The 14,348-nt window shown below is 51.4% G+C and carries 16 protein-coding genes; 11 read left to right on the top strand and 5 right to left on the bottom strand.

The genetic code is table 11. The annotated features are described in order from the left end of the window. Positions 1–749 precede the first annotated feature (749 nt). Both AC2LB6_RS12435 and AC2LB6_RS12440 read left to right on the top strand, forming a co-directional pair. On the top strand, positions 750–1,313 hold the full coding sequence (locus AC2LB6_RS12435; protein WP_490093744.1) for a hypothetical protein: 564 nt from the start codon (positions 750–752) through the stop codon (positions 1,311–1,313). A 3-nt stretch (positions 1,314–1,316) separates the two neighbouring features. Further along, a complete protein-coding gene (locus AC2LB6_RS12440; RefSeq protein ID WP_490093745.1) occupies positions 1,317–1,469 on the top strand; it encodes a hypothetical protein in 153 nt (50 codons plus the stop codon). 195 nt (positions 1,470–1,664) lie between these two features. On the opposite strand, the gene AC2LB6_RS12445 is transcribed toward AC2LB6_RS12440, so the two are convergent. Together AC2LB6_RS12445 and AC2LB6_RS12450 are read right to left on the bottom strand one after the other, a co-directional pair. Further along, positions 1,665–2,162 (bottom strand): FidL-like protein, encoded by a 498-nt coding sequence (locus AC2LB6_RS12445; RefSeq protein ID WP_490093746.1) that lies wholly within the window; start codon positions 2,160–2,162, stop codon positions 1,665–1,667. Next, positions 2,159–2,989: a winged helix-turn-helix domain-containing protein gene (locus AC2LB6_RS12450; RefSeq protein ID WP_490093747.1), complete on the bottom strand. Its 831-nt coding sequence runs from the start codon at positions 2,987–2,989 to the stop codon at positions 2,159–2,161. The genes AC2LB6_RS12445 and AC2LB6_RS12450 overlap by 4 nt, the downstream gene beginning before the upstream one ends. A gap of 410 nt (positions 2,990–3,399) precedes the next feature. Here AC2LB6_RS12450 and AC2LB6_RS12455 point away from each other — a divergent pair, with 410 nt between their 5' ends. The 3 genes from AC2LB6_RS12455 to AC2LB6_RS12465 all read left to right on the top strand — a co-directional run bounded on the left by AC2LB6_RS12455 (position 3,400) and on the right by AC2LB6_RS12465 (position 6,652). Further along, positions 3,400–4,014 carry a TetR/AcrR family transcriptional regulator gene (locus tag AC2LB6_RS12455; protein ID WP_490093748.1) on the top strand — a complete coding sequence of 205 codons (615 nt, stop codon included), beginning with the start codon at positions 3,400–3,402 and terminating at the stop codon, positions 4,012–4,014. A 251-nt stretch (positions 4,015–4,265) separates the two neighbouring features. Continuing rightward, complete coding sequence (gene fabF / locus AC2LB6_RS12460; protein ID WP_490093749.1) at positions 4,266–5,549, top strand: beta-ketoacyl-ACP synthase II; 1,284 nt, start codon at positions 4,266–4,268, stop codon at positions 5,547–5,549. Positions 5,550–5,767: 218 nt separating this feature from the next. Then, positions 5,768–6,652, top strand: a complete 885-nt coding sequence (locus tag AC2LB6_RS12465; protein ID WP_490093750.1) for an ROK family protein — start codon at positions 5,768–5,770, stop codon at positions 6,650–6,652. Positions 6,653–6,664: 12 nt separating this feature from the next. On the opposite strand, the gene AC2LB6_RS12470 is transcribed toward AC2LB6_RS12465, so the two are convergent. After that, positions 6,665–7,618, bottom strand: coding sequence for a LacI family DNA-binding transcriptional regulator (locus AC2LB6_RS12470; protein WP_490093751.1), 954 nt, complete (start codon positions 7,616–7,618; stop codon positions 6,665–6,667). A gap of 286 nt (positions 7,619–7,904) precedes the next feature. On the opposite strand from AC2LB6_RS12470, the gene AC2LB6_RS12475 reads away from it, so the two are divergent. From AC2LB6_RS12475 to AC2LB6_RS12490, 4 genes are read left to right on the top strand one after another with little or no spacing between them, the layout of a single operon-like run. After that, positions 7,905–8,234 carry a PTS sugar transporter subunit IIB gene (locus AC2LB6_RS12475; protein WP_490093752.1) on the top strand — a complete coding sequence of 110 codons (330 nt, stop codon included), beginning with the start codon at positions 7,905–7,907 and terminating at the stop codon, positions 8,232–8,234. Beyond that, a complete protein-coding gene (locus AC2LB6_RS12480) occupies positions 8,231–9,559 on the top strand; it encodes a PTS sugar transporter subunit IIC (protein WP_090967135.1) in 1,329 nt (442 codons plus the stop codon). Before AC2LB6_RS12475 ends, AC2LB6_RS12480 begins: the two co-directional genes overlap by 4 nt. An 18-nt stretch (positions 9,560–9,577) precedes the next feature. After that, complete coding sequence (locus tag AC2LB6_RS12485) at positions 9,578–10,978, top strand: glycoside hydrolase family 1 protein (protein ID WP_490093753.1); 1,401 nt, start codon at positions 9,578–9,580, stop codon at positions 10,976–10,978. Then, positions 10,975–11,289, top strand: a complete 315-nt coding sequence (locus AC2LB6_RS12490; protein WP_490093754.1) for a PTS lactose/cellobiose transporter subunit IIA — start codon at positions 10,975–10,977, stop codon at positions 11,287–11,289. The genes AC2LB6_RS12485 and AC2LB6_RS12490 overlap by 4 nt, the downstream gene beginning before the upstream one ends. A 76-nt stretch (positions 11,290–11,365) precedes the next feature. On the opposite strand, the gene AC2LB6_RS12495 is transcribed toward AC2LB6_RS12490, so the two are convergent. Then, positions 11,366–11,488: a hypothetical protein gene (locus AC2LB6_RS12495; RefSeq protein WP_490093755.1), complete on the bottom strand. Its 123-nt coding sequence runs from the start codon at positions 11,486–11,488 to the stop codon at positions 11,366–11,368. Between the two features lie 8 nt (positions 11,489–11,496). Next, positions 11,497–12,285 (bottom strand): MipA/OmpV family protein, encoded by a 789-nt coding sequence (locus tag AC2LB6_RS12500; protein WP_490093756.1) that lies wholly within the window; start codon positions 12,283–12,285, stop codon positions 11,497–11,499. A 129-nt stretch (positions 12,286–12,414) separates the two neighbouring features. Between AC2LB6_RS12500 and AC2LB6_RS12505 the strand changes: the two genes are divergently transcribed. Further along, on the top strand, positions 12,415–13,110 hold the full coding sequence (locus AC2LB6_RS12505) for a response regulator (protein WP_490093757.1): 696 nt from the start codon (positions 12,415–12,417) through the stop codon (positions 13,108–13,110). Next, entirely contained in the window at positions 13,107–14,276 is a 1,170-nt protein-coding gene (locus AC2LB6_RS12510; protein WP_490093758.1) for a sensor histidine kinase, read from the top strand. The genes AC2LB6_RS12505 and AC2LB6_RS12510 overlap by 4 nt, the downstream gene beginning before the upstream one ends. Positions 14,277–14,348: the final 72 nt, after the last annotated feature.

Here is a 14,348-nt window from a genome sequence, read left to right on the forward strand (position 1 = left end):
TAAAAAAACACAGCATCTGATGACATAAATTAAACCACGCCGTCCCCATAACAGACACTTAAATAACAAATCATCATATATATAGTTTTATATTCTATGTTTTATTTCTTTTACAGACGAAAATACCAAATGATGCATTTATTCTATTCCTGCAACTTTCAAGTTAAATTGCATATGGCGACTGATTTCTTATTACCTGGATTTTTAACCAAACTTCACTCCTCCCTCTGGAGCTGTTTCGTCGCAGAATGCGAGCTATTCTCATGATTTAGGAAAAACTAACACCACGTATAATCAATCATCTCATTAATAGTCGACTGAAAAAATATTATGATGTGAATGCATTCACGCCGGCGCTCTAAATTATGATGAATGAAAATGCATTGTAAATAAAAAATGTCTTCGGTTATTAATGCCAATAGAGCGTAATATTAATTATGGGTATTTTACTATTTTATTTTTTATAGTATCCGGATCTAATAGCGCCGTTCGCTTGAAGCGGCATTTTAAAAATTAAATAGCGAATGATTGAATAATATGAGATATGTAAATGAGAGAGTTACATCTGTAGAATTACAGAATTTTTCAGGCGAAGGTTTTTGATTTTTTTGGTGCTGTCGTTGTCGGTGGTGTTACCAGTATAATTGCTTTTGGTCTGAAATGGGCCATGAGCGGCGGTAGCACGTGTGGCATCGTAGGTGCAGGTATGATCTCTGGCGGTGTCGGCATGATTATCGGCGCAAATGCTGATGAATTATCAAAGCCTGTTGGGCGATATGGGATCGTTTTTATCGGATAGTCAGTTGCTACGTATTCTGCTGGCACGCGCACTGTATCGTGAACCTCAAATACGGGTACTGAATGAGGCCACCAGTCATCTTGATATCTACAACGAAGCGCAGATCAACAACGCCATTAAGCAGATGAGGATCAGCCGAATCATCATTGCACATCGTATGGAAACTATCCGAAGCGCCGATAAAATCGTCCTGTTAAATAACGGCATTCTCAGCGAAGTCAGAGCAGAGCAGAGCAGAGCAGAGCAGAGCAGAGCAGAGCAGAGCAGAGCAGAGCAGAGCAGTTATTTTGCCAGGCAGCAACCCACAAAGACACGGAGATTACCCATGGATAAGACTATTTACCGCGTCACTGAAGGCATGATTATTTTGCCGCAAGGTTACTGCGAGCGAACGCTGAATATGCTGGCCGATACGCGATCTTCTCTGCCGTCAATCACCATCTTCCGCGATAGGTTTGGTGACCATAATAATCCGGAAGAGTATATTCTTAGCCAGCTTGCTATACTGGAATAGCAGATGAAAGACTGGCAACAGGAAGTCCATCAGCCCGTGGCCTTAGGCGATAAGCTGACTATGGGTATCATGATTACCTATGATTTTCTGTGGTCGAATAATATTCGCCTTTATCAAAAGCAGGCAATTTTATACTCAACCTGGATGATGTGTTGATCTTTTTATTGTCTAAGACTGCACCACTAAACACTCCGGAAATACAGCTTTTCAACGATGTTCTGAAAGGCTTTCAGACCTGATGCTGAAACCCCTTGCCTGGGAGTCGCTGCAGAACGAGTAAGCAACCCAGGAAGGAAACGCCCTCATTCCGGGCCTTTTTTTGAGCGCTAGTTAACTCTTTTATTTTCGGATTCAGTACCGCTCGCAGGTGAACAAGTAAGATAACGGCCCACCGACCAGGTAAGTTTTCTTATCAATCTGCGTGATATCCAGCTGCAAATAACCAGGATCGAGCGTAATTTCCGCCAGCAGCATATTAAACACGGCATCTGGCGTCGTATCGTTGGTTGCGGTAATAACTGTTCTTATTTTATAGCGATAAGTGTCACTATCAATTTTATTCCCTGCGCTCAGCGCAACGCGTCGATTAAGCGTTGTAATTTTATCACCAAAATTTACCTGCCCGTTCAGCAACAGATAGCCCAGTTTAGAATCAATAAAGCGAAGATCCTGGGAAACAGCAAACTTAATATTTTCATCATCATGGCGACTAAGATCGTAGCGGCTGAACGCTGAACAGCGGAAAGGAAAATCGTCAGGACGGGGTTTAAAATAATTAATCCCGGCAAAAATCATCAACAGCAGCGCAGCGAGTGTTAGCGTCAGCATGATTGTGGCGTTCCGTTTCAAAACGTTCTCCAGTCAAGATAATAGAAGTTGTCGCAGGAAACGATATGGCCACTGCTGTTAAGATTACATGCGGAGAGAATGGTCCTGCCATAATCAGTCGTTGAGAATGAAGTATTTTTATCGAAATAGATGCGTCGTCCCGGCACACAGGATTGATTATTTTCTTTGAGAATTTCAAGAATTTGCTTATCCAGTGACTTTTGCTCAAACACATCCAGCCCCTGAACGATCACCGCCTCGCAGCCGCCTTGCAATTTGATAGTACTCATAGAAGAATTCTTTTCAGCAGGATTACTTATAATGAAGTACCAGAAAGCGCTTCCCAGCAACATTAGCATGAGGATAAATATGCCCTGCCTGACGTTGAGGCCAGATTTTTTGACAACCTTTTCCGCCATAACGAGATCGGGAGGTATCGCCGGGCTATCCTGGCTGGAAACAACACTCTCCGCAGGTCCTTCATCACTCTGAAGCTCTGCCACAACAAAAGCCGGGGAAGATTCGCGCTCAATTTTGATGTCAGTATTGAGTCGGATGCCGATTTTCGGAATGGTGATAATCAGATTTTCACAACCATAAGCCGCGAGCGCTCTGCGCACAATACTCAGATACTGATTCAGATTACTGTTTGATCCGCGCAGACCATATTTATCCCAGACCTCGGTCAGCAAGGTTTCACGCGCCAGTACTTCTCCCTTAGAATTAAGCAACTGCTCAAACAGCCGACCTGATGAAATACTCAGACTCAGCGTTTCCTGAGTAGGAATATGACTCAGCGTACAGTCATCTGAATTGTAGGTAACCTGATCATCGATAATGTAAATCATTAAGAAATCACTGCATTTTCGCCCATTTCCGACAGTATAATTCAGCTTATTTAAAGAAGCACTAAAGAGACCTGAATCTGTCAACTCACACAGGTGATGTTAAGTTGACATTGAAATCCGGCACGCAGGCGAATTTAGACTCTTTTATCCTGCTTTAGGCTTTATAATCGGCCTTAAAGGCGAACTCCCCGGAAGAATGCAGGCTTTTTCCGTTCATATTAATGCTAACCAGCAAAGACAATATCAGCTTCAACCTCGCCAGCTTGCCACCTGTGCGGGTTAAGTGCAGTCAACTCTCTTAATTCGTTGCGAACCCCTGGATTTTAATCGCAACAGGGCCTAAAATGTGACCACCAATAACAGTGGTCACTGAATTTTTTCACCCACCTTTGATCTGCCAGGTTCTGACAATGACTCAATTCGTAACGGAAAATGGCACACGCGGCCCGGTTGGGCATAATGTCCGTGACCAGATTGTCGATGCTGCCATGCAGCACTTCGCGCATTATGGTTACGAAAAAACCACCGTCTCCGATCTCGCCCGTGCTATCGGCTTTTCCAAAGCCTATATCTACAAATTTTTTGAATCGAAACAGGCGATTGGCGAAGTGATCTGCTCCACCCGGCTAGCGATGATTATGCAGCGTGTCGAAGCCGCGATCGCCGATGCGCCTGGAGCATCGGAACAACTGCGGCGACTGTTTCGCACGCTTTCCGTCACAGGCACTGAACTCTTTTTTCACGAACGTAAACTGTATGACATCGCTGCAGTCGCGTCGCGTGACCGCTGGCCGTCAGCAATGGCACATGAAGTGCGACTACTGAATCTAATCCAGCAGATCCTGCGACGTGGGCGTGAAGCGGGTGAGTTTGAACGTAAAACCCCGGCTGACGAGGCGGCGGAAGCGATCTATCGGGTAATTAAACCTTACGCGAGTCCGGTACTGCTGCAGTACAGCCTTGATGACGCTGAAGAAGCCTCCGCACAACTGGCAGCACTGGTGTTACGTAGCCTTGCGCCCTGAGCACTGCGCACTGCGCACTGCGCATGATGTGACCATTGACTTATTTAGTCACAAGCGCAACGATAGCACTCTGTCTGGTTATCGCTCAGGATTCCGATGCTGCTAAGCTTATCTCTGTCTGCTGTATTCCATCCCTGCGTTCATCTATCGCACCATCCTACGCAGGGTCTCACTCTTCGCGATCCAGGCGAGTATCTATTCTCGGCTGCAGTATTTCACTCACTGTCCGGTCTATCTACGGGAGCAATCCAATGAGTCACTTAACCTCATCACAACGCATTGTCATTACCGGCGCGGGCATCGTCTCTCCGTTGGATTGTGGCGTTGAAACTGTCTGGCAGCGATTAACGGCGGGTAAATCAGGTATCCGCGTTCTGCCCGACACGCTCACTGCCGGAACCGGCATTTCAGTGGGTGGCAGTGTGCCCGACATTGATGAAGACCCGCTGGCGGGATATGACCCTGAGTCGTTCATTGCGCCGAAAGAGCGTAAAAAGATGTCGCGATTTATTGAGTTTGCACTGCTGGCAGCTGAAGAAGCGCTGAATCAGGCGGGCTGGCATCCTGAAGATGAGGCCGCGCGAGAACGCACCGCGACCATTATCGCCTCCGGCGTCGGCGGCTTTGGTGCCATTGCCGACGCCGTGCGTACTACCGACGCGCGCGGCCCGCGCAGGCTCTCACCCTTTACAGCACCTTCGTTTCTGGCCAACATGGCTGCCGGTCATGTCTCGATTAAACACGGCTTCACCGGTCCGCTGGGCGCACCCGTTACCGCCTGTGCAGCAGGGGTTCAGGCAATTGGTGATGCGGCAAGGCTGATCAGAAGCGGTGAAGCGGACATTGCGATTTGTGGCGGGACCGAAGCGGCGCTGGATCGCGTCACGCTGGGCTGTTTCGCGGCTGCGCGTGCGCTATGTGTAGGCTATGAAGATCATCCACACCATGCCTCACGTCCGTTTGATCGTGACAGAAACGGCTTTGTGATGGCCGAAGGTGCTGGTTTGCTGGTGATTGAGTCGCTGGCCCATGCCGAAGCACGGGGTGCGACGCCACTGGCGGAGATTATCGGTTATGGCACCAGCGCCGATGCTTACCATCTTACTGCAGGTCCGGAAGATGGCAGTGGCGCTGCGCGGGCAATGAGAACCGCTCTGCGCCAGGCGGGTATCAGCGCGGACGACGTCCAGCATATTAATGCTCATGCAACCTCAACACAGGTTGGCGATCACGGCGAGCTGGCCGCTATTCGAGCCGTATTTGGCGATAATTCACCGGTCGCGATCTCCTCAAGCAAATCTGCCACCGGCCATCTGCTGGGTGCCGCGGGTGGAGTTGAGGCGATATTCACCTTGATGGCATTACGTAAGCAGCTTATTCCGCCGACGCTGAACCTGCATCATCCCGATGACGCAGCAGGCAATCTTGACCTGGTGGCGCTCAATGCACGCCCAGCCAGGCTGAACTATGCCATGTCGAACGGTTTCGGCTTTGGCGGCGTCAATGCCAGCATCCTGCTGCGCAAGTGGTCATGAGGTCATCGTGACGTTTAAACCTGCGCCACCAGCCACACTGGCCGCGCAGGTTTTAAATCACCGTGATAACTCTGTATACGGGATAAATTCAGATGCGCCTTTTTATCAATAGCTTTATAAATCTGTACCTTTCCTGACAAAATTGCCGCCCTTCCACCGCCTGCCCTTTTCTTTCAGCACTACAATTAATCGAATCAAAGTAACCTCAGAGAACATTGATGAAGATTGCAGCTTTCGATATTGGTGGTACCTCTTTAAAAATGGGTGTGATTGATGAGCAGGGAAATATTCTGACCAGTGACAGTGCTGATATTTCCCATAATTCACGCGACAAAATACTTGATGAGATCCTGGCCTGGCTAAAGAAAAACCCCGGCTGTGCTGGCGTCGCCGTCAGCACGCCCGGTTATATTGATGCAGAAGCCGGATATATCGCCATGGGCGGCACCATTCGGGACTTCGACCAGTTTCATCTCAGCCAGTGGCTGACGGAAAAAACCTCACTGCCTGCCACGGTTGAAAATGATGCACACTGCGCCTTACTGGCTGAACAGTGGCTGGGCAAAGCAAAAAAGCTCACTGATTTTCTGATGTTAACCATCGGCACAGGATTAGGCGGAGCGGCCTTCTGCAATGGCGCGCTGATCCGGGGCGGTCGTAATCGCGCGGGAGAGTTTGGCTGCCTGCTGACTTCGCGCCCTGACAGCAGCAACATTGAACGCCATACCATGAGCCAGAGCTGTACCATGACGGCGCTTCAGGAGAATTACAGCCAGCTTATCGATAAATCTCCAGACGACGTCACCGGTAAAGACGTCTTTGACGCATACGATCGTAATGAAGAAGCCGCGCAGCAGGTGGTGAATAAATTCTACCAGGATCTTGCAGCCTGCTTATATAACCTGTTCAGCGTGTTCGACCCGCAGATGATATTTATCGGTGGAGGGATAACCGCGCGTGAGCCGTTCCTCGAGGAACTGGCAGCGCAGCTGGCAAAATATGATCTGGATATTCCGATTGATGCCGCGACCTATGGCAACGACTCCGGCATGCTGGGCGCAACCTGGAATTTCCTGCAGCGCAAGCAGACACATATCAATTAACTACTCCTTTAATTATCGCTGCCGCCAGTCGGGAATAATTAAATCACCCCGTAATACCGAACTACCCAGCATCTGCTGGGTAGTAGCGGTTAGCCAGCTGACGATCCGGGAGGCAAGGGCATCAAGGGAATATTCAATTGCCGGTATAGCGGGCAGACCAGGCAAATTGACTGAACCCGCCAGGCTAAAGACCATGACATCATCAGGCACCGATTTATTAAACGCCAGCAACTGCGTTATAACACGCTGTGCTTCCTGCTCGTTAGCCACCAGTAATGCATTAAAAATACGGCTACTGGCGTTATTCAACAGCATCTGAATAGCCACCGATGATGAGACCGCATCAGTGATGACCAGATTGCGGTTAAAGGGTAAAACATTATTTTCCAGAGCAAGCTTATAGCCATGTAACACCTGCCCGGCCGTATTGCCGTTCTCTGGCTGGATCAACGCAATTTGACGACGGCCCTGATTAATCAGGAAATTGCAGGCTGTCTCAGCGGCAAAGGCATGATCGAACTGAATGCTGTTTGGCCCTTCCGCTTCGGCACAGTCGACCAGAATGACATGTTCATCATCAATGTTAAGCGGGAAGTGTGCACCGATAATCAGCACGTCATCGCACAGGCCACAACTCAGCTCGTCAAGTGCTGTGAGAATTTCGCTTTTACTGCGTGCAAAGCGTAATAACAGATGTTTTTGATGCTGGCGCAGTTGTTTCTCCAGTGCGAAAAGCCAGGCGGTAATCTGATTAACATTTTCCTGTGCACAGATTACGCCAATACAGTGGGTTGTCTGACTGAACAATGACTGGGCTATAACATTAGGCCGGTAATTCAGCTCTTCAGCGGCTTTAAGTACCGCCAGCCGACTGGCTTCCTTCACGCCACGTGAACCGCTCAACACCCGGGAAACTGTGGCTTTAGAGACCCCAGCTAACCGCGATACATCGTTGATAGTAGACATCGTTCTCCCCTGAAAATGGCGCTACGCCAAAAAAACAACCCTGTCATGCTGCACATTTCTTCGTATCTCGGAGTATAGCTTTTTCATTATGCTGTGGAAACCGATTTCCCATATACATGTTTTACAGTGGCTTTTCAGCCATTTTGTGATCGCTATCGAATTAAAAAAATCAGTAAGTAATGCTTTCTGACAGCCGTCACACTTCTTGCTGATCAAGATGGAAACCGGTTTCCATATGTTATCCAATCAGCCTCACTTGAGTGTTTTAAGGTGAGGAACAGTAACCATGTACAAAATCATGTTGTGTTGTTCAGCAGGTATGTCTACCAGCATGCTGGTGCGAAAAATGGAGGAAGCAGCCGCTGAGCAGGGGCTACCCGTTGAGATCAAGGCATTTGGCGTGGCGGAGTTTGATGAGCAGTTTTCCCGCTATCAGGTAGTTTTGCTTGGGCCACAGGTGAAGTACATGCTGCAAAGCCTGACGGAAAAAACAGCAGGCCAGAATATTCCGGTACAACCAATCGATATGATGGATTACGGCATGCAGCGGGGGGACAAGGTGCTGGATTTTGCCCTGTCACTGATCGCAGCAGCACATGACAAGGCGGCCTTATGAGTTCCCTCTATCAATCGATGATTGCGGTGATCGAGCAATCAATTACGCCGCTCGCTGGTCGGCTGGGTCAGCAGAAATATGTTATAGCCATCCGTGACGGCTTTACTGCTGCGCTGCCGTTTATGATTATTGGCTCGTTTATGCTGGTATTTATCTTTCCCCCCTTTTCCGCCACCAGCACTAACAGTGTGGCCCGAGCCTGGCTCGATTTTTCCGCCACCTACCGTGATCAGCTGATGTTGCCGTTTAACCTCAGCATGGGAGTCATGACCTTCTTTATCTCAGTGGGTATCGGGGCCAGCCTGGGACGGCAATTCGCGCTGGATCCGGTGATGTCTGGTCTGCTGGCTTTTATGGCCTTTCTGCTGGTGGCAGCTCCTTATTCAAATCACACTATTTCAACCGAGTATCTTTCCGGTCAGGGCATTTTTACCGCGCTGATTACTGCCATTTACGCTACCCGCGTTTACGCCTGGCTGAAGCACAACAACATCACTATCCGTCTGCCAAAAGAGGTACCAACAGGCGTCGCACGATCGTTTGAGATCCTGATTCCGGTGGTGGTGATTATCGGTACCCTTCATCCGCTGAACCTGTTTATTGAAGCTAAAACAGGAATGATCATTCCACAGGCCATTATGCATCTGCTGGCACCGCTGGTCTCTGCGTCTGACTCTTTACCTGCCATTCTGCTGTCGGTGCTGCTGTGTCAGATCTTTTGGTTCGCCGGCATTCACGGCGCGCTGATTGTAACCGGCATCATGAATCCATTCTGGATGGCTAATCTCTCTGCTAATCAGGCTGCTTTGGCGGCAGGCACTGTCTTGCCACACATCTATCTCCAGGGCTTCTGGGATCACTATCTTCTGATCGGTGGTGTCGGCTCTACTTTGCCACTGGCTTTCCTGCTACTGCGCAGTCGCGCCACCCATCTGCGAACCATCGGCAGGATGGGTATCGTGCCGAGCTTTTTTAATATCAACGAGCCGATCCTGTTTGGCGCACCGATCATCATGAACCCTCTGATGTTTATTCCCTTTGTCTGCGTGCCGATGCTAAACGCCGTACTGGCATATACCGCCACCCGGATGGGCTGGCTGGCTCAGGTAGTTTCGCTCACGCCATGGACGACGCCAGCGCCAATTGGCGCCTCATGGGCGGCTAACTGGGCAATCAGTCCGGTGGTCATGTGCCTGATCTGCATGGTGCTTTCTGCGCTGTGTTACCTGCCGTTCCTGCGAGCTTATGAACGATCTCTGATGAAAAATGAGCAGGAAAAAGCGCAGGCGAACGCACCGCTGGCTGAAACTGCCGGCACATCCTAATCACCCTGGAGAGAGACCATGCAACTGATATTTCCTGATAACTTCTGGTGGGGTAGCGCCAGTTCCGCTTTGCAGACCGAAGGCGATAGCCTGAACGGTGGTAAAAGCGCCACCATCTGGGATCACTGGTATACGCAACAGCCTTCGCGTTTCCATCAGCAAATCGGTCCCGCTGAGACGTCCACTTTTTATCAGCACTGGCGTCAGGATATCGCTTTACTGAAGCAGCTGAATCACAACAGCTTCCGCACCTCAATTAGCTGGTCGCGGCTGATCCCTGATGGCACCGGCGACGTCAATCAGGAAGCGGTGGTCTTCTATAACCACGTGATTGATGAGCTGCTGGCACAGGGCATTACTCCCTTTATCACACTGTTTCACTTTGATATGCCGATGGCGATGCAGGAACAGGGAGGCTGGGAGAGTCGTCAGGTTGTTGCAGCGTTCAGTCGCTACGCCCGTCTCTGCTTTGAGCTTTTCGGCGATCGTGTCCTTCACTGGTTCACTTTTAACGAGCCAATTGTGCCGGTGGAAGGGGGTTATCTGTATGACTTTCATTATCCTAACGTCGTGGATTTCCGCCGGGCGGCGACGGTGGCTTACCACACCGTACTTGCACATGCCTCAGCGGTCCAGGCTTTCCGGACCAGCCATTCGGCGGGGGAGATCGGCATTGTGCTTAATCTCACGCCGTCCTATCCCCGGTCTCAGAACCCGGCGGATCTGACGGCCGCTCATCATGCAGACCTCTTGTTTAACCGCAGTTTTCTCGACCCGGTCTTACGGGGTGAATTTCCAGCGGATCTGGTCGCGCTGCTCAGGCAATACGACCAGTTACCATTAACGCTGGCTGAGGACAAAGTACTGATCGCTGACGGCATAATTGATCTGCTGGGTGTCAATTACTACCAGCCGCGGCGGGTTAAATGTCGCGATAGCGCAATTAATCCTGCCGCTCCGTTTATGCCTGAATGGTTTTTTGAAAATTATGAGATGCCGGGCCGGAAAATGAATCCTTACCGTGGCTGGGAAATTTACGAGCCAGGCATCTATGACATTCTCACTAATCTGCGGCTGAATTATGGCAATCCACGCTGTTTTATTTCGGAAAATGGAATGGGTGTCGAAGATGAACAACGCTTTGTTCAGGCGGGACAGATAGACGATCAATACCGAATCGACTTTGTTGCTGAACATCTTAAATGGGTTCATCGGGCGATCGGCGAGGGCAGCCAGTGTCTCGGTTACCATATGTGGACCTTTATTGATAACTGGTCATGGTGTAACGGCTATAAAAACCGTTACGGTTTTGTCCAGCTTGATATCACCACCCAGAAACGCACGGTGAAAAAAAGTGGCGAATGGTTTGCTGCAACTGCTGCCCGTAACGGTTTTAATCATCCGGAGAATTTAGCATGATCGATCAGGAAGAGGCGGTAATGGAAATCATTGTTAATGCGGGCCAGTCGCGCAGCCTTTGTTTTGAGGCGTTACAGGCGGCGCGACAGGGTAAAATAGAACAGGCGCGGATTCTGCTGCACGAGGCGGATACCTTCACCCGACAGGCGCATAAAATGCAAACCCGACTGATTGAACAGGATGCAGGCGAAGCCCGCCAACCTATGACGCTGATTATGGTTCATGCGCAGGATCACTTAATGACTTCGATGCTGGCGCGCGAGTTGTCTGAAGAGATCATTCATCTTTACCATCGAGACCAGCGTGCCTGACATCTGTAGCAGAAAGTGAAAATGCCTGGCGCAGTCACTCTGCGCCTCACAGCCATGAACAACCGCCGCCGTGCAACTACCCCCGTACCGGTGCATCAAACAGACTCAGCATAACGACAATCAGTGTATAAACCAGCACATACAACAGAATCAGCGCAGCAAGCAAATGCCGGTGGCTGCGAATCTCACTTTTCTTCATGGTGCCATTCAGAAGGTGTAACTCAATGCCAGAGTAGCCGAGGCGCCGTTATTTCGTGCGACGATAGGGCTATCTGAAGCATGCTTATCCAGCCATGTATAATCGCCGATTACGCTGGCGGCCCAGGCTGGCGTGAACTGATGGCTCCAGGTCAGGCTGGTGTCGGTACCATAAAAGCCACCCGCAGCGTCGTAGCGTTCAAATCCGCTCCGCGCGCTTTGCTTGCTGTTAACGCCATACCAGGTATTCATATAACGCCCGTCACCAAACAGACCCGCCACCTGCAGTGCCACCGTATCGTCGCTGGTCTGCCAGGGGATCAGGGTCACGGAAGTCCGATACTGCACACCCTGACTATCACTTAAAGGCAGCGTCGCTTTGCCCTCAAGTACAAACCATGGCGTAACTGACCACCCTATTGCCAGTGCGGTGTTAACCGTGGCGTCGATCTTTCCCATGCCCCTGAGCCGGTCATCACCGTCGCGCCATGAGGAGTTCCGGTCAGAACGACCCAACCCGTAGCCCAGCGTATGTTCCAGATAAAGCCCGTTATCCGCCTGCAGATCGTAGCCAATTCCCTTTTGCGAATCGAGAAAGAAGGCCCCGTCGCGCGCCTGAATAATTGGGGTCAGCTGCCAGTGTTGCTTATCTGCGCCGCTGTAGCGCGGGGCATTGATACCAGCAATACCCAGCGTCACGCTGGGCGGCGGTGTGGCACTGTCGTCCGCTCTTGCAACAGCGGCGCTGAACCCCAGCGAAAAACAGACCATGTGAAGCGTTATTTTTCCGGTTATCATCACGTTTCCTCATTATCACATCAGGTGCGGAGCTGAGGGATTCAGTGCCGCGTCACTGGCCGGAGTATGCGAGGCGAGTGTCAATGAACGACCAGGGATTTATGAAGAAACAGTCAAGGTGATCCGAAAATGCAGTCAAAACGTGTACTGATTATTGAAGATGACGCGGATGCGGCGGGCGTACTTGAGGCCTACCTGAAACGTGAAAATTATGAGGTTATGATTGCAGGTGACGGGCCCGGCGGGCTGGATGCCGCCAGACGCTGGCAGCCCGATCTGATCCTGCTGGATATCATGCTGCCCGGCATGAACGGCACTGAAGTGCTGGCCGCGCTCCGACGTCGTGACGATACCCCGGTGATCATGGTGACAGCGATGAGTGATGCGCCGGACCGCATCGGCGCACTGCGCTATGGCGCGGATGACTACGTGGTCAAACCCTATCACCCGGGCGAGGTGGTGGCGCGCGTTCAGGCAGTACTGCGCCGCAGCCAGAGTCATGTTCCCGTAGCAGAAACACTGCGCTGGGCGGGTTTAATGGTGGACCCGGTGGCACTCACCGCAGTAGTCGATAGCGACAGTCCATCACCGCGCCGCCTCGATCTGACACCGACCGAATTTTCCCTGCTGGTCACACTGATGCGTGCGCCGACGCGTCCGTTTACCCGCCTGTTTCTGCTGGAGCACTGTCTGCCGGAAAGTGATGCACTCGAGCGGGTGGTGGATACGCATGTTTATAATCTGCGCCGCAAACTGGAAGCCGCAGGCATCTCCGACGTCTTACCGGCGGTTCGCAGCGTCGGCTACAGGTTCAGACAGCCATGAACAACAATGTTTATAACTCACTGTGGCGCTGGATCTGCGTCCGGGTACTGTTTCTGGCGATTGGCAGCGTAGTGCTGATCGCCATCTGTATGTGGCTGCGCTTCGCGGTGCAGGCGTACTGGATCTATTACCGGATGCCACCCGCGCTGCTGGATGAGTTCACGAAGTTGCGCCACCATCCCGCCAGCGATCCGGTGCGCTTTCATCAGATTATCGATCAGTGGTGGGGCATCAACTTCTCCGATCCATCGCTTGCCTCGTCCGACTGGCTTACCGTGATCGTGCTGGTGGTGGTCACAATCCCGTTTATGGTAGTGATGGCGCTGCGCTTCGCCCGTCCGCTGTCGGTGCAGTTCAGCCAGCTCGCTAGCGCCGCACGAGCGGTGTCGAAAGGGGAATTTGGCCGATCGGCGGTAATCGTAAAAGAAGCCCCCCAGGAGCTGGTGCGCTTTACTGAAGATTTCAATCAGATGACGCAGCAGCTGGCGCGTTACGAACGTGAGCTGCGCACCTCACATGTGGCGATGGCGCATGAGCTTCGTTCGCCACTGACCGCAGCGATGGGCCGGTTACAGGGTATTCTGGATGGGGTCTTTCCAGCTGAGCCGCAGCAGCTGGCGATGATCATGAAGCAACTGATGCAACTCAGCCGCCTTATCGATGAGCTGCATTTGCTGTCACTGGCGGATGCCGGACAGCTAACCCTGAACCGCGAGCGGTTTAATCTCAGCGAGTTACTGCGTGAGCGCACTGGCTGGCTGATGCCGCAGGCCGAGCAGGCGGGCGTTGTTATCCGCATCCAGCCTCAGGATGAGCTGCTGTTATACGCCGACGTGTTCCGCCTGGGCCAGGTAGTGACTATCATCTGTGAAAATGCGCTGCGCTATGCCGCCGACGGTGGCGCGTTGCTGATCACCGCCAGCCAGAACGATCAGGCGATCACAATGACATTCCGTGATTACGGTCAGGGTGTAGAGCCGGACTTCCTGCCGCAGCTGTTTGACCGCTTTACCCGTGCTGACTCCTCACGTGCCCGCCACTCCGGCGGAAGCGGTCTGGGACTGTCGATCGCCAAAGCGATCGTCGAGGCGCACGGCGGGTCACTTCGCGCCACGTTACCCGCCGACGGCGGCCTGTTAATCGGGATAACGCTGCCGGCAAAATAAATTGTTCTGACTTGACCATTTCTTGATGGTTCATGCAACGTTTCTGGACACAAGCCGGGTTCAATGAGCACA

This window comes from Pantoea sp. RCC30.1, assembly GCF_058148845.1.